The organism is Kutzneria chonburiensis (assembly GCF_028622115.1).
Classification (GTDB): Bacteria; Actinomycetota; Actinomycetes; order Mycobacteriales; family Pseudonocardiaceae; genus Kutzneria; species Kutzneria chonburiensis.
In genome coordinates, this window is sequence record NZ_CP097263.1 from 9,478,062 (window position 1) to 9,499,876 (window position 21,815).

General features: G+C 69.3%; 23 protein-coding genes. 15 read left to right on the forward strand and 8 right to left on the reverse strand.

What is annotated here, in order from left to right:
- Window positions 1–37: 37 nt before the first annotated feature.
- Entirely contained in the window at window positions 38–301 is a 264-nt protein-coding gene (gene rpsT / locus M3Q35_RS44005) for a 30S ribosomal protein S20 (protein ID WP_273938526.1), read from the reverse strand.
- Window positions 302–410: 109 nt separating this feature from the next.
- Complete coding sequence (locus tag M3Q35_RS44010) at window positions 411–2,729, reverse strand: glycoside hydrolase family 3 N-terminal domain-containing protein (RefSeq protein ID WP_273938527.1); 2,319 nt, start codon at window positions 2,727–2,729, stop codon at window positions 411–413.
- A 389-nt stretch (window positions 2,730–3,118) separates the two neighbouring features.
- Here M3Q35_RS44010 and M3Q35_RS44015 point away from each other — a divergent pair, with 389 nt between their 5' ends.
- The gene (locus tag M3Q35_RS44015; RefSeq protein WP_273938528.1) at window positions 3,119–4,720 is read left to right on the forward strand and encodes a peptide-N4-asparagine amidase; all 1,602 of its coding nucleotides are present in this window, start codon (window positions 3,119–3,121) and stop codon (window positions 4,718–4,720) included.
- Between the two features lie 73 nt (window positions 4,721–4,793).
- On the opposite strand, the gene M3Q35_RS44020 is transcribed toward M3Q35_RS44015, so the two are convergent.
- Window positions 4,794–5,669, reverse strand: coding sequence for an SPFH domain-containing protein (locus tag M3Q35_RS44020; protein WP_273938530.1), 876 nt, complete (start codon window positions 5,667–5,669; stop codon window positions 4,794–4,796).
- A gap of 126 nt (window positions 5,670–5,795) precedes the next feature.
- Here M3Q35_RS44020 and M3Q35_RS44025 point away from each other — a divergent pair, with 126 nt between their 5' ends.
- The 7 genes from M3Q35_RS44025 to M3Q35_RS44055 all read left to right on the forward strand — a co-directional run bounded on the left by M3Q35_RS44025 (window position 5,796) and on the right by M3Q35_RS44055 (window position 12,894).
- Entirely contained in the window at window positions 5,796–6,608 is an 813-nt protein-coding gene (locus M3Q35_RS44025) for an ABC transporter ATP-binding protein (RefSeq protein WP_337960530.1), read from the forward strand.
- Window positions 6,593–8,173 (forward strand): hypothetical protein, encoded by a 1,581-nt coding sequence (locus M3Q35_RS44030; RefSeq protein ID WP_273938531.1) that lies wholly within the window; start codon window positions 6,593–6,595, stop codon window positions 8,171–8,173. The genes M3Q35_RS44025 and M3Q35_RS44030 overlap by 16 nt, the downstream gene beginning before the upstream one ends.
- 96 nt (window positions 8,174–8,269) lie before the next feature.
- On the forward strand, window positions 8,270–9,859 hold the full coding sequence (locus M3Q35_RS44035) for a circularly permuted type 2 ATP-grasp protein (RefSeq protein ID WP_273938532.1): 1,590 nt from the start codon (window positions 8,270–8,272) through the stop codon (window positions 9,857–9,859).
- A gap of 9 nt (window positions 9,860–9,868) precedes the next feature.
- Window positions 9,869–10,816, forward strand: coding sequence for an alpha-E domain-containing protein (locus M3Q35_RS44040; RefSeq protein WP_273938533.1), 948 nt, complete (start codon window positions 9,869–9,871; stop codon window positions 10,814–10,816).
- Entirely contained in the window at window positions 10,813–11,268 is a 456-nt protein-coding gene (locus tag M3Q35_RS44045) for a transglutaminase N-terminal domain-containing protein (protein ID WP_273938534.1), read from the forward strand. Before M3Q35_RS44040 ends, M3Q35_RS44045 begins: the two co-directional genes overlap by 4 nt.
- Window positions 11,223–11,654 (forward strand): transglutaminase-like domain-containing protein, encoded by a 432-nt coding sequence (locus M3Q35_RS44050; protein WP_273938535.1) that lies wholly within the window; start codon window positions 11,223–11,225, stop codon window positions 11,652–11,654. Before M3Q35_RS44045 ends, M3Q35_RS44050 begins: the two co-directional genes overlap by 46 nt.
- Window positions 11,655–11,745: 91 nt before the next feature.
- Complete coding sequence (locus M3Q35_RS44055; protein ID WP_273938536.1) at window positions 11,746–12,894, forward strand: Fic family protein; 1,149 nt, start codon at window positions 11,746–11,748, stop codon at window positions 12,892–12,894.
- A 199-nt stretch (window positions 12,895–13,093) separates the two neighbouring features.
- Here the strand turns inward: M3Q35_RS44055 and M3Q35_RS44060 are convergent, their stop codons facing one another.
- Window positions 13,094–13,519, reverse strand: coding sequence for a type II toxin-antitoxin system PemK/MazF family toxin (locus M3Q35_RS44060; protein WP_273938537.1), 426 nt, complete (start codon window positions 13,517–13,519; stop codon window positions 13,094–13,096).
- Window positions 13,520–13,607: 88 nt separating this feature from the next.
- On the opposite strand from M3Q35_RS44060, the gene lepA reads away from it, so the two are divergent.
- From lepA to M3Q35_RS44080, 4 genes are all read left to right on the forward strand, one after another.
- The gene (lepA, locus tag M3Q35_RS44065) at window positions 13,608–15,449 is read left to right on the forward strand and encodes a translation elongation factor 4 (RefSeq protein ID WP_273938538.1); all 1,842 of its coding nucleotides are present in this window, start codon (window positions 13,608–13,610) and stop codon (window positions 15,447–15,449) included.
- Between the two features lie 177 nt (window positions 15,450–15,626).
- Window positions 15,627–16,196: a Uma2 family endonuclease gene (locus tag M3Q35_RS44070; protein WP_273938539.1), complete on the forward strand. Its 570-nt coding sequence runs from the start codon at window positions 15,627–15,629 to the stop codon at window positions 16,194–16,196.
- A gap of 261 nt (window positions 16,197–16,457) precedes the next feature.
- Window positions 16,458–16,847, forward strand: coding sequence for a hypothetical protein (locus tag M3Q35_RS44075; RefSeq protein ID WP_273938540.1), 390 nt, complete (start codon window positions 16,458–16,460; stop codon window positions 16,845–16,847).
- An 82-nt stretch (window positions 16,848–16,929) separates the two neighbouring features.
- Entirely contained in the window at window positions 16,930–17,259 is a 330-nt protein-coding gene (locus M3Q35_RS44080) for a hypothetical protein (protein WP_273938541.1), read from the forward strand.
- A 44-nt stretch (window positions 17,260–17,303) separates the two neighbouring features.
- Here M3Q35_RS44080 and M3Q35_RS44085 read toward each other — a convergent pair whose 3' ends face one another.
- The 3 genes from M3Q35_RS44085 to M3Q35_RS44095 all read right to left on the reverse strand — a co-directional run bounded on the left by M3Q35_RS44085 (window position 17,304) and on the right by M3Q35_RS44095 (window position 18,739).
- The gene (locus M3Q35_RS44085) at window positions 17,304–17,786 is read right to left on the reverse strand and encodes a hypothetical protein (RefSeq protein ID WP_273938542.1); all 483 of its coding nucleotides are present in this window, start codon (window positions 17,784–17,786) and stop codon (window positions 17,304–17,306) included.
- A 95-nt stretch (window positions 17,787–17,881) separates the two neighbouring features.
- The gene (locus tag M3Q35_RS44090; RefSeq protein ID WP_273938543.1) at window positions 17,882–18,274 is read right to left on the reverse strand and encodes a DUF3224 domain-containing protein; all 393 of its coding nucleotides are present in this window, start codon (window positions 18,272–18,274) and stop codon (window positions 17,882–17,884) included.
- A 30-nt stretch (window positions 18,275–18,304) separates the two neighbouring features.
- Window positions 18,305–18,739 (reverse strand): phosphohydrolase, encoded by a 435-nt coding sequence (locus tag M3Q35_RS44095; RefSeq protein ID WP_273938544.1) that lies wholly within the window; start codon window positions 18,737–18,739, stop codon window positions 18,305–18,307.
- Between the two features lie 43 nt (window positions 18,740–18,782).
- On the opposite strand from M3Q35_RS44095, the gene M3Q35_RS44100 reads away from it, so the two are divergent.
- On the forward strand, window positions 18,783–19,487 hold the full coding sequence (locus M3Q35_RS44100) for a M50 family metallopeptidase (RefSeq protein WP_273938545.1): 705 nt from the start codon (window positions 18,783–18,785) through the stop codon (window positions 19,485–19,487).
- Between the two features lie 10 nt (window positions 19,488–19,497).
- Window positions 19,498–20,550 (forward strand): NAD(P)H-dependent flavin oxidoreductase, encoded by a 1,053-nt coding sequence (locus M3Q35_RS44105; RefSeq protein WP_273944702.1) that lies wholly within the window; start codon window positions 19,498–19,500, stop codon window positions 20,548–20,550.
- Here the strand turns inward: M3Q35_RS44105 and M3Q35_RS44110 are convergent.
- Entirely contained in the window at window positions 20,531–21,505 is a 975-nt protein-coding gene (locus M3Q35_RS44110; protein WP_273938546.1) for a zinc-binding dehydrogenase, read from the reverse strand. The two genes, M3Q35_RS44105 and M3Q35_RS44110, sit on opposite strands and share 20 nt — an antisense overlap.
- 24 nt (window positions 21,506–21,529) lie before the next feature.
- Between M3Q35_RS44110 and M3Q35_RS44115 the strand changes: the two genes are divergently transcribed.
- Entirely contained in the window at window positions 21,530–21,811 is a 282-nt protein-coding gene (locus M3Q35_RS44115; RefSeq protein ID WP_273938547.1) for a hypothetical protein, read from the forward strand.
- Window positions 21,812–21,815: the final 4 nt, after the last annotated feature.

Sequence of the window (21,815 nt, forward strand, 5' to 3'; positions counted from 1 at the left end):
CAACGGGAACGCCCCTCTCGACGACGAAACGGCGTGCTCAGCCGACCTTGTTCACGGCCAGCGCGAGCGCGGACTTCTTGTTGGCCGCCTGGTTGGCGTGGATGACGCCCTTGCTGGCGGCCTTGTCCAGGCTGCGAGAGGCGGCACGGGCCAGCTCGAGGGCCTTGTCCTTGTCGCCGGCGGCGACGGCCTCGCGGACCTTGCGGATGGCGGTCTTGACGCTGGACTTGACCGCCTTGTTGCGCAGGCGGGCGGCCTCGTTGGTCTTGATCCGCTTCTGCTGCGACTTGATGTTCGCCACGCGACTGACCTCTCAGTTCACTCTGTCTTTGTCGTGTCGCACTTCACACGGCACCCGGTGACCCGGGTCTTCCTCCACGGCGGAACGCCGCACGACACGAGCAGTCAGTCTAACGCACCGTGAACGGCGCCTGCGCAGTGCCCACGACCACGGCATACGCACCCTTCTCGACCTCGCGCCGGCCGGCCGCGTCCACGTCGCCGGTGGTCACGCCCAGCTGGCTGACGTTGAACGTGACCTGCACGGTCTTGGTCTCGCCGGGCTTGAGGTCGACGCGGGTGAAGCCGACCAGCCGCTTGTCCGGCACGAGCACCGGGCTGACCGGCTGGTGCACGTACACCGGCACGACCGTGCTGCCGGCGACCGCGCCGGTGTTGGTCACCGCGACCGACACCGTCTCCTTGCCGTCGCCCCGCACGGTGGTGGCGCTCACGGTCGGGGTGGCGGTGCTGAAGGTCGTGTACGACAGGCCGAAGCCGAACGGGAACAGCGGGTCGTAGTTGGAGCTGGGGCCGCCGTTGGTGCCGGGCAGCTGGTCGTAGGACATCGGGATGTCGCCGAGGGTCTTGGGCCAGGAGACGGCCAGTTTGCCGCTGGGGTTGGCCTTGCCGAACAGGATGTCGGCCAGCGCGTGCCCGCCTTCGGAGCCGGGCAGCCAGGTCTGGAGCAGCGTCGGCGCGGTGGCCACGGAGCCCAAGACCAGCGGACGGCCGGTCATCAGCACGACCACCACCGGCTTGCCGGTCGCCTTGAGCGAGTCCACCAGGGACTGCTGGGCGGCGGTCAGCGCCGGGTTCTCACTGTCGTTGGGGCCTTCGGCGCCGGCCTTCTCACCCAGCACCACCACGACGGCATCGGCGTCGGCGGCCTGCGCGACGGCGGTCGGCTGGTCGGCCGCCGCGACCACGTTCGCCCCCGGCACGGCCTCCTTGATGCCCTGCACCGGCGTGACGACCGGCGGCGTCGGACCGCCCGGGGTGACGCCCTGCCAGTTCACGGTCCAGCCGCCGAACTGCTGGGCCGGGTTGTCGGCGCTGTCGCCGGCGACCACGATCTTGTGCACGCCGGTGGACAGCGGCAGCGTCTTGTTGTCGTTGCGCAGCAACACGGTCGACTCGGTGGCGGCCTGCCGGGCCAGGTCGGTGCCGGCCCCGTTGACGACGCCGTCGGCCGCGTTCTCGTCGACGAACGGCTTGTCGAACAGGCCCAGGTCGAACTTGAGCTTGAGGATCCGGCTCACGGCCTCGTCGATCCGGTGCTGGCTGATCAGTCCGTTGTGGACGTCGTCGGTCAGCGCCTGGGTGTAGCCGGCCGCGTTGGACGGCTCCATCGCCATGTCCACACCGGCGTTCACGCTCATCGCGATGGCGGTCGGGTAGTCCGGTGCGGCGTGGTACTTGGTGACCAGGCTGGCCATGTCGGACCAGTCGCTGACGGTCACGCCGCTGAAGCCCATGCGCTGGCGCAGTTCGGTGGTGAGCATGAACTTCGACGCGTGCACGGGGATGCCGTTGACCGCGCCGGAGTTGGCCATGGCGGTCAGCACGCCCGCGTCGATCTGCGGCTGGAAGGCCGGCAGGAACACGTCCTGGAGCTCACGCACGGGAATCTGGGCCGGCACCCGGTCGTGGCCGTTGATCGGGGCCGAGTAGCCGGCGAAGTGCTTGGCGGTCGCGGCCAGCTTGGCCGTCGCGCCCTTGCCGTTGTACGACTGGAGGCCCTTGACCAGCGACCCGGCCAGCGCACCGGCCAGCGTCGGGTCCTCGCTCAGCGTCTCGTAGTAGCGGCCCCAGCGGGTGTCGCGGGAGATGTCGGAGACCGGCGCGAAGTCCCAGAACACGCCGGTGGCCCGCATGGTCGCCGAGGTGGACTCGCCCATCTTCTCGGCCAGCGCGGTGTCCCAGGTGGCGCCGACGCCGATCTGCTGCGGGAACATCGTCGCGGTCACGAGGTTGTTGTCGCCGTGCACGCCGTCGGCCCCGTACAGCACGGGGATCTTGAGCCGGTTGTTGTCGAGCGCGTAGTGCTGGATGCCGTTGGTGACCTGGGCCCAGCCCTTGGCGGTGTTGTCCACCGGGTAGTCGCCGCCGCCGGACAGGATCGAGCCGACGTGCGCGTCCACCAGCACCTGCTGCTCGCACGAGGCGACCAGCGGGCCGTTGGCGTTGTTGCAGTCGCCGCGCAGCTTGCCCACCCGGATCTGCGCCATCTGGCCGACCTTCTCGGCCAGCGTCATCCGGCGCAGCAGGTCGTTGACCCGGTACTGGGTGGGGATCGCGGGGTTGAGGTAGATGGGTCTGCCGTAGTCGTCGGAGCCGGTCGGTCCGCTGGGTGACGCCTGGCTGCTGGACTGGGCCAGCGCCGTGGTCAGGGCGACGACGGCGGTCATCGCGAGGGCGGCGCGCAAACCGGGGCGGATTCGGGCCACTGTGCCTCCTGTTCTGGCTGGTAACGCAGTTGTCACCTTTGTCCGGGAAGGCCCGTGACCTGTAGCCCCGTTCGGGGGATTTGGAAGCGCTCCCATCCCGGGATCTGGACACGGACAGTGACGTGTTTCAGAGTTTTTGCAGTGCTGTCAAGGGGTTTCGTTGCGCGGCGGTGGTTCGGACAACCCGTGTGATCGTCACACGGGCGGCCGTGAGCGATGCCGGAAGGAGGCGGATCACCGCAGCTGAGCGCCCTTTTGGCCACGATCCCTGAACGTCCCAGCATCTGGTCACGGATGTGAACGAGACTGGCTCGGGTCATCCAAGGTTGTGAACGATTACCGCCGTCCGGGGGTCCTGCAACCACACGGCCGGGCGCTAGCGTCCGACGGTGCGCCGATATCTCACCGCTCTGCTCGTCGCCGTTGCCGCGCTCGGCGTCGTGACGGCCGCGCCCGCGAGCGCCGCCGATCGCGTCGTCACCGACTACCAGGATCCGCTGACCGCGCTGCCGCCGGTCAGCAGACCGCCGACCCCGCACTGCACGGTCACGGCCATGCAGCACGTGTTCGCCAACTCCTACGGCCAGCCCTACGTCGGCACCCTCACGCCGCCGGCCGAATGCGCCGGGCCGTGGACCAAGGTGGTGCTGAGCTGGACCGGCAAGAGCCAGGGCCGCCAGTACGACCGGCTGGCCGGGCTGTGGATCGGCGGCGCCGAGGTGCTGCGGACCTCGACCCCGGAGCCGGACCCGTCCGGCATCACGTGGAGCTTCGACCGCGACATCACGGAGTTCTCGCCGCTGCTGCACCAGCCGCAGCCGTTCGTGGTCGACCTGGGCAACGTCGTCAACGACACCTACACCGGGCCGTACGACATCACCGTCACGGTCAGCTACTACCAGGCCGACCGGGCCCATCCCGCGCCGCGGCAGGCCGACACCGTGCTGCCGCTGGCCGCCGACGCGTCGAAGCCGGGCTGGCGGGACCTGTCGGCCGGGCAGAGCTACGACGCCCAGGTGACCGTGCCGGCCAACACCGCGAAGCTGACCGCCGAGATCTACGCGCGGGGCGGCGGCTGCGAGGAGTTCTGGTGGTCCAACGTGCCGGACTCGCTGGTGCAGGCCAATCCGTCGGCCGGGCTGTGCGGCGGCGGGGCCTACCGCGAGGTCGAGGTGACGGTCGACGGCAAACCGGCCGGCGTGGTGTCGCCGTACTCGGTGATCTACACCGGCGGCGTCGCGCCGATGCTGTGGCGGCCGATCACCGCCATCGACTCGATCGTCACGCTGCCGTACACGATCGACCTGAGCCCGTTCATCGGCCTGCTGACCGACGGCAAGCCGCACACCGTGCGGCTGATCCCGCCGAAGGGCATCGTCGACCTGTGGACGCTGGGCGCGAACCTGTTCGCCACCACCGATCCGCACGTCCAGCGGGTCACCGGCACCCTGTTGCAGGACAACGTGCCCGATGCTGACGTGCGGACCACGACCAACGGCACCGGGCTGGACAACAAGATCGTCACGCACGTTCAGCGAACCTGGCGCACCGCGGGCGTGCTGCGCACGTCGGCCGGCATCGTGCCGGTGAACTCGTCCGGGCAGTGGACGTTCGACAACACCACCACCCTGGCCGACTCGGCCGCCCACCAGATCACCGACCAGCGGGTGCTCGGCGACTACGGGGCCAGCGGCTTCGACTTCTCACTCAAGGCCGATGTCACCCAGAACATCGTGAACGACAACAACTATCGCATCGACGCGACCGTCCACCAGGGCCGTCGTTTGTGGACGGTCGGCGGCGGCGCACCGCAGCTGAGCGTCGACGAGATCGACACCAGCGGCGGTTTCGGGCGTACCAACGGCGTGCTGAGCTACGCCGACGGGCAGTCGAGCGAGCGCTGGAGCGGGCTGGCCGACACCGGCCGGTTCTACTCCCGCGACATCGACACCGCCCACGGCTACGTCACCCGGGACGTGCACTACGGCTGACGCTTGTCGCCACATGCGCTTCCTATGTGGCGTCCAGTGCCACATAGGAAGCGCATGTGGCTTCCCCTGGTGATCAGTAGAGGCTGCCGGCGTTGACGACGGGCTGGGTGGCGCGGTCGCCGCACAGCACCACGAGCAGGTTGCTGACCATGGCCGCCTTGCGCTCCTCGTCCAGCTCGACGACGTCCCGCTCGGCCAGCCGGGCCAGGGCCAGCTCGACCATGCCGACCGCGCCCTCGACGATGCGCTGCCGGGCCGCGACGACCGCGCCGGCCTGCTGGCGCTGGAGCATCGCGCCGGCGATCTCCGGCGCGTAGGCCAGGTGCGTCAGGCGGGACTCGATGACCCGCACGCCGGCCGACCGGACCCGCTCGGCGATCTCGGCCGACAGCTTGCCGGTGATCTCCTCGGCGTTCTCCCGCAGCGACAGCCGGTCGTCCTCGGCGTGGTTGTCGTACGGGTAGCTGGTGGCGATGTGCCGCACCGCGGTGTCGGTCTGGATGCCGACGAAGCGCACGAAGTCGTCGACCTCGAACACGGCCCGGGCGGTGTCCTCGATCTGCCAGACCACGACCACGGCCATCTCGATCGGGTTGCCCTCGGCGTCGTTGACCTTGGCCGCCGCGGTCTCGTGGTTGCGGATCCGCACCGACACCCGCTGCCGGTTGCTCAGCGGGTTCACGAAGTGCAGGCCGGGCGTGCGCACGGTGCCGGTGTAGCGGCCGAAGAACTGGATCACCGCGGCCACGCCCGGGGGCAGCACGAACAGGCCGCGGAACATGATCAGGCCGACCACGGAGACCGCCAGCCATCCGAACTGCTGGGTGGTCCCCGTCGCGGCGACGCCGCCGATCAGCAGCACCAGTGCCAGCAACAGCGCGAACCCACCGGGCATCCGGTTCGCCGGTCGTTCGGTGATCGTCGGATCCGGCGTCGGGATCTCGCTCATGGCCCCCTCCTCGGTCTGTCAATGGGTCTATCAATGTGATATCAGAACTGTACCACGGTGAAACGCCAGCGCGGGGTCGATCCGAGGAGCATGATGGGTGTCTCTACCGGTCGGGAGGGGAACGAGTTGGACACGGGAGGGCTGCCCGTCTACGGGCAGCAACAGGGGGCGCAGTCGGCGGAGCAGGCGCCGGCGCTGTGGATCAGCGGGTTGCGCAAGCAGTTCAACGCCACGGTCGCGGTGGACGACGTGCACCTGGTGGTGCCGAGAGGGTCGTTCTTCGGGCTGGTCGGTCCGAACGGCGCCGGCAAGACGACCTCGCTGTCCATGGCGGTCGGCCTGCTGCGGCCGGACGCCGGCAGCGTGCGCATCTTCGGCGTCGACGTGTGGGAGTCGCCGGAGCGGGCCAAGTCCCTGGTCGGCGTGCTGCCGGACGGCATGGCCCTGCCCGAGCGGCTGACCGGGCGTGAGCTGCTCACGTACACCGGGCTGCTGCGCGGCCTCGACCCGGCGACCGTTGCCGAGCGGGCCAACGAGCTGCTGGGCGTGCTCGAGCTGCTGGACGCCGAGCGCACGCTGGTGATCGACTACTCGGCCGGTATGCGCAAGAAGATCGGCCTGGCCACGGCGCTGCTGCACGCCCCCAAGCTGCTCGTGCTGGACGAGCCGTTCGAGGCCGTCGACCCGGTGTCGGCGTCCACCATCCGCACCATCCTCCAGCGGTTCGTCGCCTCCGGCGGCGCGGTCGTGCTGTCCAGCCACGTCATGGAGCTGGTGGAGAAGCTCTGCGACCACGTCGCCGTGATCACCCGCGGCCGGGTCGTGGCCAGCGGGCCGGTCGACCAGGTCCGCGGCGGCCAGTCGCTGGAGCAGGCGTTCGTGCACCTGGTCGGCGGCCGCACCGGCGGCGGGGAAGGGCTGTCGTGGTTGGCGTCCTGATCCGCATGAAGCTGCGGGTGCTGTCGCACTCGCTGGGCGGGTCCAGGGCCGCGAGCTTCGCGTTCGGCGCGCTGGTCGGCCTGGCCGCCGGCGGCGCCTCGCTGTTCCTGGTGATGCTCGGCTACCAGCACGGCGTGTCCATCGGCACCACCGTCGCGTCGGTGCTGATGCTGCTGTGGACGATCGGCTGGCTGATCGGGCCGATCATCATGGGCGGCGGCGACGAGACGCTGCGCCCGGAGAACTTCGCCCTGCTGCCGCTGTCGCCCAACAAGTTGGCCTTTGGTCTGCTGGGCGCGTCGCTGGCCGGCGTGCCGCCGGTCGCCACCGTGATCGCGTTCCTCGGTCTCGTGGTCGGGGCGCTGTGGCTCGGTGTGCTGCCGGCGATCGTCGCCGTCATCACGGTCGTGCTGGCGCTGGCCTTCACCGTGCTGCTGTCCCGAGTGGTCGTCGGTGCGCTCGGCGCGGTGCTGGGATCCCGCCGTGGCAAGGATCTCGGCGTGCTGCTGGCGGCGCTGGCCGGTCTGTCCTACCTGCCGCTGCGGTACGCCGGCGAGGCGCTTGCGCCGGTCATCCTCCAGAACAACCCGGTACTCGGCGGCACGTTGCGATGGCTGCCGACCGGTTGGGCGCCGGCGGCGGTCGAGGGTGCGGCCACCGGCAACTGGCTCACCGTCATCGGAGCGGTGCTCGCATTGGCCGCAGTGGACGGTCTGCTTCTGGTGGCGTACGCGCGACTGCTGGTGCTGCGGTTGACCACGCCGCAGACCAACGTCGGCCCATCGCGGGCGGGACGGGCCAAGGTCTCGCGGCGCAGCCTGCTGCCGGCCACGCCGATCGGGGCGGTGATCAGCAAGGAGCTGCGGCTGTGGTGGCGCGACGCCCGCCGCCGCGCGACGATGCTGACCTCGGTGCTGATCGGCCTGTTCATCCCGGTGTTCTCCTCGGCCGGCGGTCGGGGCGCGCTGGTGATGCTGCCGTTCGCCGGGCTCTGGGTGGTCGGCTTCTCCATGCTCCAGGTCAGCAACCTGTACGGCTTCGACGGCACCGCCGTGTGGCACACCCTGGTCACGCCGGGTGCGGCCCGGGCCGACGTGCGCGGCCGGCAGTGGGCGTGGGGGCTGATCGTCGGTCCGATCGCCATCATCGCCGGGCTGGTGTTGCCCGGCGTCGCCGGCAGCTGGTGGGCGTACCCCTGGGTGCTCGGCGTGCTGCCGGCGCTGCTCGGCTGTGGGGCCGGTTTCCTGCTGCTGCTGTCCGTGTACTGGGCGTTCCCGATGCCGATCCAGCGCGGCAGCAACCCGTTCAACCAGGGCAACCGGCCGGGCTGCTCGCGGGCCCTGGTGCGGCTGGTGTCGATGCTGTTGCTGCTGGTCGGGGCCCTGCCGTCGCTGGTCCTGCTGATCATCGGTCAGGTCACCGCGAACCCGGTGCTGAGCTGGCTGGCGGTGCCGGTCGGGCTGCTGGTCGGCGGCTTCGCCGCGTGGTGGCTGGGTCGGCTGGCCGAGCAGCGGCTGCTGTCCCGCGGGCCGGAACTGTTGGCTCAGGTGAAGGCCGCGGCCTAGTCGTGGCGCTGCGTAGCGTTCAGCTGGTGTTTCGTTGAGGTAACCAGTGGTTTGGAGTAGTGCCCAATTCCACCCCGCTGGGTGAAGATGTCGACCATGACGAGGAACGGGCGCGGCGACGGGGAGCTGTTTCGCGGCTACCTGAACCCGACGCGGCCGCACGCCGGCGCGTACGACGAGATGTTCTCGGCGGACGCGTCGGTGCGGTCGGCCTACCGGGCGCTGCACGAGGTGCTGGCACCGTCCGATGTGGCCGATCTGACCGCTCGATCGGACGCGCTCGGCCGGGCGTTCGTGGATCAGGGCATCACGTTCTCGCTTTCCGGTCAGGAGCGGCCGTTCCCGCTGGACCTCGTGCCCCGGGTCATCACCGCTTCGGAGTGGACCAAGCTGGAACGCGGCATCGTGCAGCGGGTGCGGGCGCTGGAGGCGTTCCTGGCCGATGTCTACGGGGACGCGCAGATCGTGCGCGACGGCGTGCTGCCGCGGCGGCTGATCACGTCGTGCGAGCACTTCCACCGTGAGGCCGCGGGCATCGTGCCGCCGAACGGGGTGCGCATCCACGTTGCCGGCATCGACCTTGTGCGTGACGAGGCCGGCACGTTCCGTGTGCTGGAGGACAACGTGCGCTGCCCGTCCGGGGTGTCGTACGTGATGGAGAACCGGCGCACCATGGCCCGGGTCTTCCCGGACCTGTTCGCACGGCACCGGGTTCGCGCCGTCGGCGACTATGCCGCGCACCTGCTGCGGGCGCTGCGCAACGCCGCCGCGCCCAACGTCGCCGACCCCACCGTGGTCGTGCTGACGCCCGGCGTGCACAACTCGGCCTACTTCGAGCATTCCCTGCTGGCCCGGCAGATGGGCGTGGAGCTGGTGGAGGGGCGGGATCTGTTCTGCCGCGACCACACCATCTACCTGCGTACCACCGAGGGTGAGCGGCAGGTGGACGTGATCTACCGCCGCATCGACGACCCGTACCTGGATCCCGTGCACTTCCGGCCGGACTCGGTGCTGGGCGTGGCCGGGCTGGCCAACGCCGCCCGGGCCGGCAACGTGGTGATCGCCAACGCGATGGGCACCGGCGTGGCCGACGACAAGCTCGTCTACACCTACATGCCGGAGATCGTCCAGTACTACCTGAACGAGAAACCGTTGCTGCCCAACGTGGACACCTTCCGGTGCTGGCTGCCCGACGAGCGGGCCCAAGTGCTGGACCGGATGTCCGAGCTGGTGGTCAAGCCGGTCGAGGGCTCCGGCGGCTACGGCATCGTGTTCGGGCCGGAGGCGTCGGCTCGCGAGCTGAACGCCTTGCGGCGCAAGGTCCGCAACAACCCGCGGGGGTGGATCGCCCAGCCGGTGGTGCAGCTGTCGACCGTGCCGACGAAGATCGGCGACAAGCTCTCGCCGCGGCATGTGGACCTGCGGCCGTTCGCCGTCAACGACGGCAACTTCGTCTTCGTGCTGCCCGGCGGGCTGACCCGGGTCGCGCTGCCCGAGGGCAGCCTGGTGGTGAACTCCTCGCAGGGCGGCGGTTCCAAGGACACCTGGGTGCTGGCCCCGCGATCGTCCACAGTGGAGAGTGAGCTGTCCGGGCCCGAGCTCGTGCAGGCCGGGCAGCTGGGTGGCGTCGCCACCGAGCAGGGCCCGGAACTGACGGCGTCGCAGCAACAACAACAGCAGCAGTAGGGAGGCGTCGTGCTGGCTCGGAACGCGGAATCCCTGTACTGGATCGGCCGTTACGTCGAACGCGCCGACGACACCGCGCGCATTCTGGACGTGTCCGTGCACCAACTGCTGGAGGACGCGACCGTCAACCCCGACTCGGAAAGCCGGCAGCTGCTGGCCGTTCTCGGCATCACGCCGCCGGACGGCGCTTCGTTGGACGTGTGGTCGCTGACCGAGCTGGTGGCCTATTCGTCGGCCAACGCGGGATCCATCGTCGCCTCCGTGACCAGCGCCCGCGAGAACACCCGTGGCGCGCGGGAGGTTGTGTCGACGGAGATGTGGGAGTGCTTGAACAGCATGTGGAATGCCGTGCCGGAGCGGCAGCGCTACGCCCGTCAGGTCGGGCCGCACGCCTTCTTCTCCTTCGTCGAGGAGCGGGCCGCGATGTTCGCCGGGCTGGCCGATTCCACCATGAGCCGTGACGACGGCTGGCGGTTCCTCGTGTTGGGGCGGTCCGTGGAACGCGTGGACATGATCGTGCGGCTGCTGCTTTCCCGTTCCGGCGACAAGGCTTCTTCGCCCGGGTGGGTCACCGTGCTGCGGTCCGCCGGCGCGCATGACACGTACCTTCGGACCTATCGCGGGGCCATGGACGCTTCCCGTGTCGTGCAGTTCTTGTTGCTGGACAGGCTCTTTCCTCGCTCCGTGTTCCATGCCCTGTCCCAGGCCGAGGAATGCCTGGAGCACCTTGAGCACGCCCCCGGGCGGCGCGTCGGCGCCACCGCCGAGGCCTCCCGGCTGCTCGGCAAAGCCCGGAGCGACTTGGAGTTCCTGCGCATCTCCGAGCTCATGGAGAACCTGCCCCGGCGGCTGAAGTCCTTGCAGGCCACCGTTCGTGACGTCGGCGAGGCCGTGTCGCAGCAGTACTTCCACTCCGTGCCGTGGGTCGCCTGGACCAACGCGGAGGTGGGCGCATGAGCTGGCGACTTCGGGTCACGCACACCACCCAGTACCGCTACGCCTCGCCGGTTACCCAGTCGTACAACGAGGTTCGGCTCACCCCGCGCAGCGACCGGCGGCAGAACGTCGTCGTCAGCCGGGTCGAGACCCATCCCGCAACCCGGGCCTACCGGTACAGCGACTACTGGGGCACCACCGTCACCTCTTTCGACCTGCATGCCCCGCACACCGAGCTCACCGTCGTCGGGTCGTCCGTCGTCGAGACCGGCGGCGAGGTCTCTCCTGTCGGCGGCGCTACCTGGACCGACCTCCGCGGCGAGGACGTCCTCGACCGCTACACCGAGTACCTCGGTTGGACCTCTACGTCCCCCGCGACCGCGAGCTCGCCGCCCGGGCCCGGGAACTCCGCCGTGGTCTCAGTCCCGTGGACGCCGTCCATGCCGCCGCCGCTTGGGTCCATTCCCAGATGACCTACCGGCAGGGCTCCACCGGCGTGCACAGCTCCGCTGCCGACGCTTGGCAGGCCCGTGAGGGCGTCTGTCAGGACTACGCCCATCTCACTTTGGCCCTCCTCCGGGCCATGGGCATTCCCGCCCGCTACGTCTCCGGCTACCTCCACACCCGCGCCGACGGCGCCACCAAGGAGACCGTCCGCGGCGAGAGCCATGCCTGGATCGAGGCGTGGACCGGCGGTTGGTGGGCGTACGACCCCACCAACGCCATCCCCATCGGCCAGCGCCACGTCTGGGTCGCCGTCGGCCGCGACTACGCCGACGTCGTCCCCTTCAAGGGCATCTACACCGGCGGCGCCGGCGCCGGCCTCACCGTCACCGTGGAGCTCACCCGCCTGGCCTGAGGCGAAGATCATGCCCTGATCACCCAGTGTGGTCGGACTTGACCGCGGGTAACTTCCAAGGGTTCGTGCCCCTGTGTTGTACCCTCGCGTCGTGAAGCCCGACCAGTTCGCCGCGCCCGCGTTCGGCCGAGTGACCAAGAAGCCCGGGGACAAGTGGGCCTTCTGGTATTTCGAGCCGGCGGCGATGCCGCGTGACCTGGTCATGGAGCCGAGGACCGTGCTGGCGCTGTCCAAGGCCGACGCCGCATTGGGACGGCTGTCCGGCGTCGGCCGGCTGATCAAGGATCCGTCCATTCTCGTCGAGCCGTACCTGACCCGAGAGGCGGTGGCGAGCTCGCGGATCGAAGGCACACAGGCATCGCTTTCGGATGTTTTCCGGGCGGAAGCCGGCGACCATTCGGACGAGGACGACGACGTCCAGGAAGTCATCAACTATCAGCGCGCCCTGTATCGGGGAATCGAGCTCCTGGACAAACTGCCGATCAGTAGCCGGCTGATTCTCGAGGTGCACAAGGTGCTGCTGTCCGGCGTGCGCGGACAGGAAAAGCGTCCAGGCGAGTTTCGTAGGTCGCCGGTCTGGATCGGCTCTCCGACGGACTCGCCCGACACGGCCGCGTTCGTGCCGCCGCTGCCCGAGCACGTCGGGGACGCGCTGGCGGACTGGGAGAGGTTCGTCAACGAGGCCGACGGCCTGCCCGTGCTCGTGGTCTGTGCCCTGATGCACTACCAGTTCGAGACGATCCACCCGTTTCTCGACGGCAACGGGCGTGTCGGCCGGCTGCTGATCATGTTGCTGCTCATCGAGCGCAAGGTGCTCGAACTGCCGTTGCTCTACCTCAGCGCGTACATGGAGCAGAACCGGCGGGAGTACTACGACCGGCTCCAGGCGGTGCGAGAGCGTGGCGAGATCCAGGAATGGCTGCAGTACTTCCTGACCGCGGTCCACAAACAGGCGTCGGACGCCGAGGCGCGCGCCGGCAAGCTGGTGGATCTGCGGGAGGTGTACCGCCAGCGGTTGCAGCGGAAGAAGAGCCGGGCGATCGAGGTCGCGGAGCTGCTTTTCTCCAATCCGTTCGTGACCGTGAAAAGAGTGGAGAACGCGCTCGAGGTGACCAACCAGGGGGCGCGCAATCTCATCGACTCGCTGGAGAAGAGCGGCATCCTGCGCAAGGTGGGCGTGTCGGGGCGGGGCGGACGGGTCTTCTGGGTGGCGGACGACGTGTTCCAGGCCATCGACTGAGGGCCGCGAACCGGCCCGTGTCGAACTTCCAACGTTGACACCCAGATCGTTGGAAGATGTCCAACCCGGCCCAACCAACGTTGGAAGAACGGTACCTAACTCCAACATTGAGGCCCACATCGTTGGAACGTCACTCGGGCACCCCAACGCGTGTTGGAACGTCACGCCCAACTTCCAACGCCAGGGCCGTCCGCGTTGGTCAGTGCCAGCCGCGGGCGTGCAAGGCGTCGACGACGCGGCCGAAGCGGTTCGGGGCCAGCACGGCGCCCTCACGGCGTAGGTCGTTCTCGTGCAGCTCGTAGACCCGGTCCAGGCGCAGCCAGGAGGGGCGGCCGTCGTGGTCCCAGGCGCCGGCGCCGAGGTCCAGCCAGTCCTGGGACTCGTGCGGCTTGCTGGACAGCATCAGGGCCAGCAGGAACCGGCCGGTGCGGCCGACGACCAGCAGCGGGCGGTCCTTGCCGATGTTTGGGTCGTCCTCGAAGGGCACCCAGGCCCAGACGACCTCGCCGGGATCGGCCAGACCGTCGAGGTCGGGGGAGTAGTCGAGCCTGGCCAGGCGCTCGGCGCCGTGCACCTGGGTCACCGCGCCGTGGGCGGGACGGGGAACCGGACCGTGTTCGGACACGGCCCGCACCCTATTCTGTACGGACCATCCCCGGACGCATGGGACCATTGACCATGTCCCCCGTCCGCTTTCCCGAGGAACCGCCCCAGTGAGCACGTTCGCCGACAGCACGTTCACGTCGCCGGAGCTGATCCGGAACTTCTGCATCATCGCCCACATCGACCACGGCAAGTCCACCCTGGCCGACCGGATGCTGCAGCTGACGGGCGTCGTCGACGCACGCGCCATGCGGGCCCAGTACCTGGACCGGATGGACATCGAGCGCGAGCGGGGCATCACGATCAAGGCCCAGAACGTGCGGCTGCCCTGGCAGCTGGACGGCCAGGACCACGTGCTGCACATGATCGACACGCCCGGCCACGTCGACTTCACCTACGAGGTCTCGCGGGCGCTGGAGGCGTGCGAGGGCGCGATCCTGCTGGTCGACGCGGCGCAGGGCATCGAGGCGCAGACGCTGGCCAACCTGTACCTGGCGCTGGAGAACGACCTCACCATCATCCCGGTGCTGAACAAGATCGACCTGCCGGCCGCCGACCCGGAGAAGTACTCCAAGGAGCTCGCGCACATCATCGGCTGCGAGCCCGAGGACGTGCTGCGGGTGTCGGCCAAGACCGGCATGGGCGTCGGCGAGCTGCTGGACGAGGTCGTGCGCAAGGTGCCGGCCCCGGTCGGCCAGGCCGACGCGCCGCCGCGCGCGATGATCTTCGACTCGGTCTACGACACCTACCGCGGCGTCGTCACGTACATCCGGGTGGTCGACGGCAAGATCACGCCGCGGCAGCGGATCAAGATGATGTCCACCGGCGCCACCCACGAGCTGCTCGAGGTCGGCATCATCAGCCCCGAGCCCAAGCCGTCGGCCGGTCTCGGCGTCGGCGAGGTCGGCTACCTGATCACCGGCGTGAAGGACGTGCGGCAGTCCAAGGTCGGTGACACCGTCACCTCCGACCGGCACGGGGCGAGCGAGCCGCTGGCCGGCTACCGCGACCCCAAGCCCATGGTCTATTCCGGGCTGTACCCCATGGACGGGTCCGACTACCCCGACCTGCGTGAGGCGTTGGAGAAGCTCCAGCTCAACGACGCCGCCCTGACCTTCGAGCCCGAGACCTCGGCCGCGCTCGGCTTCGGCTTCCGCTGCGGCTTCCTCGGGCTGCTGCACCTGGAGATCACGCGCGACCGCCTTGAGCGCGAGTTCGGGCTGGACCTCATCTCCACCGCGCCCAACGTCGTCTACCGGGTCATCTCCGACGACGGCACCGAGCACGTCGTGACCAACCCGTCGGACTGGGTCAACGGCAAGATCGCCGAGGTCTACGAGCCGGTGACCAAGTGCACCATCATCGCGCCCAGCGACTTCATCGGCGCGATCATGGAGCTCTGCCAGTCCAAGCGCGGGCAACTGCTCGGCATGGACTACCTGTCCGAGGACCGCGTCGAGCTCCGCTACACCATGCCCCTGGCGGAGATCATCTTCGACTTCTTCGACTCCCTGAAGTCCCGCACCCGCGGCTACGCCTCCCTCGACTACGAGGAGTCCGGCGAGCAGTCGTCCGACCTCGTCAAGGTCGACATCCTGCTCCAGGGCGAGGCCGTCGACGCCTTCTCCGCCATCGTCCACCGCGATGCCGCCTACGGCTACGGCACCAAGATGGCCACCAAGCTGCGTGAGCTCATCCCCCGCCAGCAGTTCGAGGTGCCCATCCAGGCCGCCATCGGCTCCCGCGTCATCGCCCGCGAGACCATCCGCGCCATCCGCAAGGACGTCCTCGCCAAGTGCTACGGCGGCGACATCACCCGTAAGCGCAAGCTCCTCGAGAAGCAGAAGGAGGGCAAGAAGCGGATGAAGATGGTCGGCCGCGTCGAAGTCCCCCAGGAAGCTTTCGTGGCGGCGCTGTCGACGGAGGACTCGGGCGGCAAGGGCAAGAAGTAGACCTTGCTGACGGGCTCGACCGAGATGGGCTTGAGCACCTGATCGACGGACGTCGCTGACCGACTGTGATCGGTGCGAACCACCCGATATGGTGAAGCCAGCCACGAAAGTCGAACGCACGGTCGAATTGTCAGGGTGGCGTGCTGGAGTGGTCTCCATGAGGAAAAAGGAGGCACCATGACAGTCATGGACACGTGCATGCCCCCAGGTCCGCTCACCGTGGCGGACCTGGAGGTGATGCCCGATGACGGGCGTCGCTACGAGCTCATCGACGGGATGCTCTTCGTGAGCCCGGCGCCCGGGACGCGGCACCAGAAGATGGTGCTCCAGCTCGGAATGCGCCTGGAGCAGGTGTGCCCCGACGACCTGGTCGTGTTCGTCGCGCCGTTCGCGGTGCAGACGGCGAACGACACCGAGGTCCAGCCCGACGTTCTGGTCGCCAGGGACGAGGACCTGACGGAGAAGAACCTGCCGACGGCGCCGCTGCTCGCGGTGGAGATCCTGTCGCCCAGCACCACGCTGTACGACCTCAACACCAAGAAGGCCGCCTACCAGCGGATGGGCGTGGTCAGCTACTGGGTCGTCGACCCGCTCGACCCGAGGCTGACCGTCTTCGAGCTGGACGAGGCCGGCCAGTACGAGCTGGTCGCCGACGTCAAGGGCGACGATGCCTTCGACGCCGAGCGCCCGTTCCCGGTGCGAGTGGCGCCCACAGACCTGTTGGGTCGGCTGAACCAGTCCCGCTGACAGTAACCAGGGGGACTGGATAATCGCGCAGCCGCTGTTCAAGAAGGGGGCGGCGGCGCGGTGTCGTTCACGGTCCGACCAGGGCGAGAGGTGGCGCTGCCCAAGTGCGACACACAGGGGAGAGGTCGCGTTAGCGGCATCGAGTGTGGCCAGAGGCAGCGCGCCGCCTGACGCGTCGACAATCCGCCATTTGAGTCTGGGCAGCTGTCTTGGGAAATCGGGTGACATTCCGCCGGGATGGCGTACCGATCGGGGGGATCAATGGCCTTGCTGGGTCGGGTGGTCGGACTGCCGTGGTCGAGCGACCGTACGTTTCGGTTACGTCGCTACATCATGGGGCACTCGGAACTCGAGCTGCACAGTTTTGACGGCGGTGACGATCTGATTCAGGTTCGGTTCCAGAGCGTGGAACGCGTCGAGCTGAACCGCTGGTACCAGGGCGGAATCGAGGTGAGCCTGGTGAATGACCATCCCTCGATTGCCTTGGTGTGCACATCACCGCACGGCAAGTTCTTTTGCATAATCGGACCCGGTGGCGAAGGTTTCGTCGCCGCCGGAGGCGTACGCATCAGCCGGATGTTCAGGGACGGGGAGGAACTTGAGTTCCTTGTCGGCATTCCCGGACCGTCGGGGCTGGAAATCCAATGCTGACGAGCAAACCATCGCCCTGGCGGCCAAGGTGCGTGATTTCATCATCCCGTTCCAACCAAACGTGTTTCATCCTGGAGTAACGATGTCGGCATATTTCACGGTGGGTCTCGGACCCAACGCCGAGAGCTGGAACGCCTCGCGGGGACTGGTCACCTGGGTTGTCGAGGTGCTGGCCGAGCATGTCCGTGACCCGCAGCTCGCGGCGACACTGCGGGAGCTGGCCGAGATGAAGTACTGGCTCGTTGGGTACGACTTGATCGAACCGGAGCAGGCGCCGGAGCTGACCAGGGCGGTGCTGGAGGACCTGATGCCGGCGGCGGAACGGGAGTATGCCGGCCAGCCGGACATCCTGGAGATGGTGGCGGACCTGGTCAAGATGGTCGACGACTGGTGGCGGTCGCAGAACGGCTGACGGCGCTGGCCCCGGTGGAATCGCCGGGGCCGGTGTCGGCTGAATCAGTCCCGCTGACAGCCGTCGGGCCAGATCACGGTGACGGGGACGCCGTGGTCGCGGGCGTGGGTGACGACGTCGGCGGTGCCGCCGCGGCCGGCGGCGGGGAGGCCGTCCCAGACGGCGACGAGGTGGTCGGCGACGTCGACCATGTGCACGCTGGCGGCCATGTAGGCCTCCCGGCCGGGCCGGTCGTAGGCCATGGTGACGACCTCGGCGGCCTGCTCGAGTAAGGCGTCGTAGGTGGGGTGGTAGTCGGCGGGCAACCGCTCGCGGTAGCGCTGGGCGGGGAGGACGGCGACGAGGGAGCCGCCGGAGTCCAACACGGCCTGGGCGAAGAGGGCGTCGGCGCCGTCGGCCAAGCAGCTGACGCCGACGAGGGGAGCCTCACCGCGGTGGCGGCGGAGCTCGGCCCGCAGGGCGGCGTCGACCAGCGTGCGGGTGGGGTCCTGGAGCCCCCGGTGCCCGGTGATGGCGATCCTGGTCATCACGGTTATCTCCTCGGTCGAGGGGCGGCTCCTCGATCGTGCCGTGGACCAGCGCAAATGGGAAAGACGGCCATCGGGTGGCTCACGCCATTGGTTCAGACCTCGTAGTCCAGGTGGTAACTGTGCGTGCCATCGGCGGCCTTGTCGATACGGAGCGTGCCGGTGATGCCCTCCAGCTTGCCGGTGCCGGAGTCGGGCACGATCCGTACGGTCATCTCGCCGGAACCACCGGCCATGACGGCGGAGTGGGACAGCACGAAAGAGCCGGCAAGGCCCTCGACGGAGCCGACGAAGCGCTCGACGGCGACATAGGCGGCGGAACCGGCCACGGGACCGCCGGCGGTGAGCAGCCGAGCGGTGCTGGTGCCGGTCAGAGCCCCCTGAAAAGCCTTGGCCACCCAGACGTGTCCCAGTGTGATGCCGTCGGCGTCGAGGTAGGTCTCGTCGTCCCAGCGCGTGATGTCGAAGGTGCCCTCAGCGATGCTCATGACCCGATCCTGACGCCGATTCCTGCCATCTCATGTCAGGTATGAGTCCAGCAGTCGCAGCGCGGTGTCGTACTTGATCCGCAGCCGGGCCTGGGTGGCCGGATCGAGGGCGTCGAAGCGGGCCGGCGACATGTTGTCGGCGATGTCGGCGTGCTTGACGACGACGGCGATGGGGTCGACGGCGACCCGGGCCAGGTAGTCGGCCTGCGCCTCGCCGGGCAGATGGCTCAACGCGACGACGGCGGTGACGACCCGCTCGGGGCAGCCGGCGGCCCGCAGATCGTCGGCGGTGACCGGGGTGTCCTCGATCACGTCGTGCAGGACGGCGGCCATCTGCTCGTACGGACCGGTGACCCGGTTCATGACCCGCACCGGATGCCCGATGTAGGGTTTGCCGCTCTTGTCGATCTGCCCGTCGTGCGCGGCGGTGGCGATCCGCACCGCATCCGAAACTGAGAAGGTCATGTCGGCAGTCAACGGGACGGGCCCTTGGGCGTCCACCACTTCGATGGACCTCACCGATGTCTGGAACCGGGTGCTCGGCGGCCAGCCGAGCCCGCAGTGGGAACTGGTGCTGATCGCCGGCGCGATCGCGCTGATCGGCGTGCTGCCGTGGCCGGTCTGGCGGTTCACCCGCAACCTGGTCACGATCGCGCACGAAGGCGGCCACGCCCTGGCCGCGGTGCTCACGGGCCGTCGGCTGACCGGCATTCAGCTGCACTCGGACACCTCGGGTCTGACCTTGACCAGGGGCCGGCCAAGAGGCCCGGGCATGGTGCTGACGGCCGCGGCCGGCTACGTCACGCCGTCGCTGCTGGGCCTGGGCGTGGCGGCGCTGCTGGGCGCGGGCAAGATCACGCTGCTGCTGTGGATCGCGATCGTGCTGCTGGCGGCCATGCTGGTGATGATCCGCAACGCCTTCGGCGTGCTGTCGGTGCTGGTCACCGGCGGCATCGTGTTCGCGGTGTCCTGGTACGCCTCGACCGACATCCAGGCGGTCTTCGGCTACGTGATCGCGTGGTTCCTGCTGCTCGGCGGCGTCCGCCCGGTGTTCGAGCTCCAGCGCAAACGCTGGCGCGGCCGGGCCCCCGACTCGGACGCCGACCAGCTGGCCAAGATCACCGGTGTCGCCGGTGGCCTCTGGGTGACGCTGTTCGGGTTGGTGAGCATCGCCTCGCTGGTGATCGGCGCCGACCTGCTGCTGCCGCACTAATCTCGGAATGGTGATCGAGCAGCTGCGCGTCCCCGTGATCGTCGCCCCGATGGCGGGCGGCGGGTCCACCCCCGAACTGGTCGCCGCGGTGGTCGCCGCCGGCGGCTTCGGCTTCACACCGGGCGGCTACCTGACCGCCCAGGCGCTGGCCGAGCAGATGGTGCGGACCAGTGCGCTGACCGAGGGTCGCTACGGCGTGAACCTGTTCGTGCCGGGCACGAACACCAAGCCGGATCTGGCCGACTACACCGAGCGGGTGGCGGCGGAGTCGGCCCGGCTCGGTGTCGAGCCGGGCGAGCCGCGCTGGGAGGACGACGAGTATCCGGCGAAGCTGGAAATCGTGCTGGCGCAACGGGTTCCGGTGGTCTCGTTCACGTTCGGACTGCCGAACGCCGGTGACGTGGCCAGACTGCACGCGGCCGGCACGGAGATCATCGCCACGGTGACGACGCCGGCCGAGGCGCACCAGGCGGCGCAGCTCGGCGTCGATGCGTTGGCCGTGCAGGGTTTCGAGGCCGGCGCGCACCGTGGCACGCTGACCGATGACGGCGTTTCCCCGGGCGGCGGCGAGGAATTCGGCCTGCTGGCCTTGATCCGCCGGATCCAGGCCGTCACGGACCTGCCGCTGATCGCCGCCGGCGGCCTCGTGCACGGCGCCGACGTGGCGGCGGTGCTGACCGCCGGCGCGGTCGCGGCCCAGCTCGGCACGGCGTTCCTGCTGTGCCCCGAGGCCGGCACATCCGCGACGCACCGGGCCGCCCTGGCCGACCGCACGCGGCGCACGGCGATCACCCGTGCCTTCACCGGCCGCCCGGCCCGCGGCATGGTCAACCGGTTCCTGACCGAGAACACCGCCGACGCCCCGGTCGGCTATCCCCAGGTGCACCACCTGACCCGGCCGATGCGCGCGGCCGCGGCCAAGGCCGGCGACCCGGACCTGGTCCACCTGTGGGCCGGCCAGACCTACCAGCTGGCCGGCGAGCTGCCCGCGGCCGAGTTGGTGGCCCGGCTCGACCGCGAGGCCCGCGAAGCGATCGAGCGGGTCAGCCGGCGTCTCGGCTGAGCACGATCTTGCCGGCCACGTCGCCGTCCAACATCGACTTGAGGCCCTCGGCGGCGTGGGAGAACGGCAGCTCGGCCCCGATCTGGGGGCGCACGCCGGCCAGGTCGCAGAACTTGAGCAGGTCGCCGAGCTCCTCACGGGTGCCCATGGTCGAGCCGACCACGCGGAGCTGGAGGAAGAACAGCCGCTGGAGCTCGGCGGCCGAGGCGTCGCCGGTGGTGGCGCCGGAGATCACCACCACGCCGCCCGGCTTCAACGACTTCATGCTGTGCGACCAGGTGGCCTTGCCGACGGTCTCGAACACGCCGTCCACCCGCTCGGGCAGCCGCGCGCCGGATTCGAATGCCTCGTGCGCGCCGAGCTGCTTGGCCAGGGCCCGCTTCTCCTCGCTACGCCCGGTGACCCACACCCGGAAACCGGCGGCGACGCCGAGCTGGATCAGCGCCGTGGCCACGCCACCGGAAGCGCCCTGCACCAGGATCGTCTGACCGGGCCGCAGCTCCGACTTCACGAACAGCATCCGGTACGCCGTCAGCCACGCCGTGCCCATGCACGCCGCCTCGGCGAACGACAGCCCGGCCGGCTTGGGCAGGGCGTTGCGCCGCGGCACGATCACCGTGTCGGCGAAGGTGCCCTGGTGCTTCTCGGTGAGCAGGGTCCGCTTCGGGTCCAGCGTCTCGTCGCCGCCCCATTCGGGGTCGCCGATCACGGAGTGCAGCACCACCTCGGTGCCGTCATCCAACACGCCGGCGCCGTCGCAGCCCAGGATCATCGGGAACTGCTCGGGTTTGATGCCCACGCCGCGCAGCGTCCACAGGTCGTGCATGTTCAGGCTGGCCGCGCGCACCGACACGCTGACCCAGCCGGGCGGCGGCGTCGGGGTGTCGCGCTCGCCGACGACCAGCGAGGCGAGCGGGTCGGTCGGGTTCGGCTCGGAGGCGTAAACGGCGAACATACGCCGAACCTATACCCTGGGTTGGTGTTCGACTGGCTCGCCGATACCTGGGACGGGATCGAGCTGTGGGTGGCGCAGCTGTGGTTCCCGGTGCAGTTCGCCCTGGTCATGGTGGTGCTGCTGCCGATTCTGCGGGCCGTGGCGTGGCTGATCGAGCGGGTGGTCGACCGGCTGGCGGCCTGGCTGGCGCCGCGGTACCGGGCCGAGCCCACGCTGTGGGGCGCCGAGGAGACCAAAGCCGACGAGATCGAACCGGTGGCGGCCGAGGAACGGCCCGCCGACGTGGGCGCCGGCCGGCCTTCGTAGGCTC

Bases quoted from the DNA above. Each gene is read 5' to 3' on its own strand.
- M3Q35_RS44020 (WP_273938530.1), bottom strand. From the start codon at position 5,669: ATGAGCGAGATCCCGACGCCGGATCCGACGATCACCGAACGACCGGCG.
- M3Q35_RS44035 (WP_273938532.1), top strand. From the start codon at position 8,270: ATGACGAGGAACGGGCGCGGCGACGGGGAGCTGTTTCGCGGCTACCTG.
- M3Q35_RS44045 (WP_273938534.1), top strand. From the start codon at position 10,813: ATGAGCTGGCGACTTCGGGTCACGCACACCACCCAGTACCGCTACGCC.
- M3Q35_RS44070 (WP_273938539.1), top strand. From the start codon at position 15,627: ATGACAGTCATGGACACGTGCATGCCCCCAGGTCCGCTCACCGTGGCG.
- M3Q35_RS44075 (WP_273938540.1), top strand. From the start codon at position 16,458: ATGGCCTTGCTGGGTCGGGTGGTCGGACTGCCGTGGTCGAGCGACCGT.
- M3Q35_RS44080 (WP_273938541.1), top strand. From the start codon at position 16,930: ATGTCGGCATATTTCACGGTGGGTCTCGGACCCAACGCCGAGAGCTGG.
- M3Q35_RS44085 (WP_273938542.1), bottom strand. From the start codon at position 17,786: ATGACCAGGATCGCCATCACCGGGCACCGGGGGCTCCAGGACCCCACC.
- M3Q35_RS44090 (WP_273938543.1), bottom strand. From the start codon at position 18,274: ATGAGCATCGCTGAGGGCACCTTCGACATCACGCGCTGGGACGACGAG.
- M3Q35_RS44095 (WP_273938544.1), bottom strand. From the start codon at position 18,739: ATGACCTTCTCAGTTTCGGATGCGGTGCGGATCGCCACCGCCGCGCAC.
- M3Q35_RS44100 (WP_273938545.1), top strand. From the start codon at position 18,783: ATGGACCTCACCGATGTCTGGAACCGGGTGCTCGGCGGCCAGCCGAGC.
- M3Q35_RS44110 (WP_273938546.1), bottom strand. From the start codon at position 21,505: ATGTTCGCCGTTTACGCCTCCGAGCCGAACCCGACCGACCCGCTCGCC.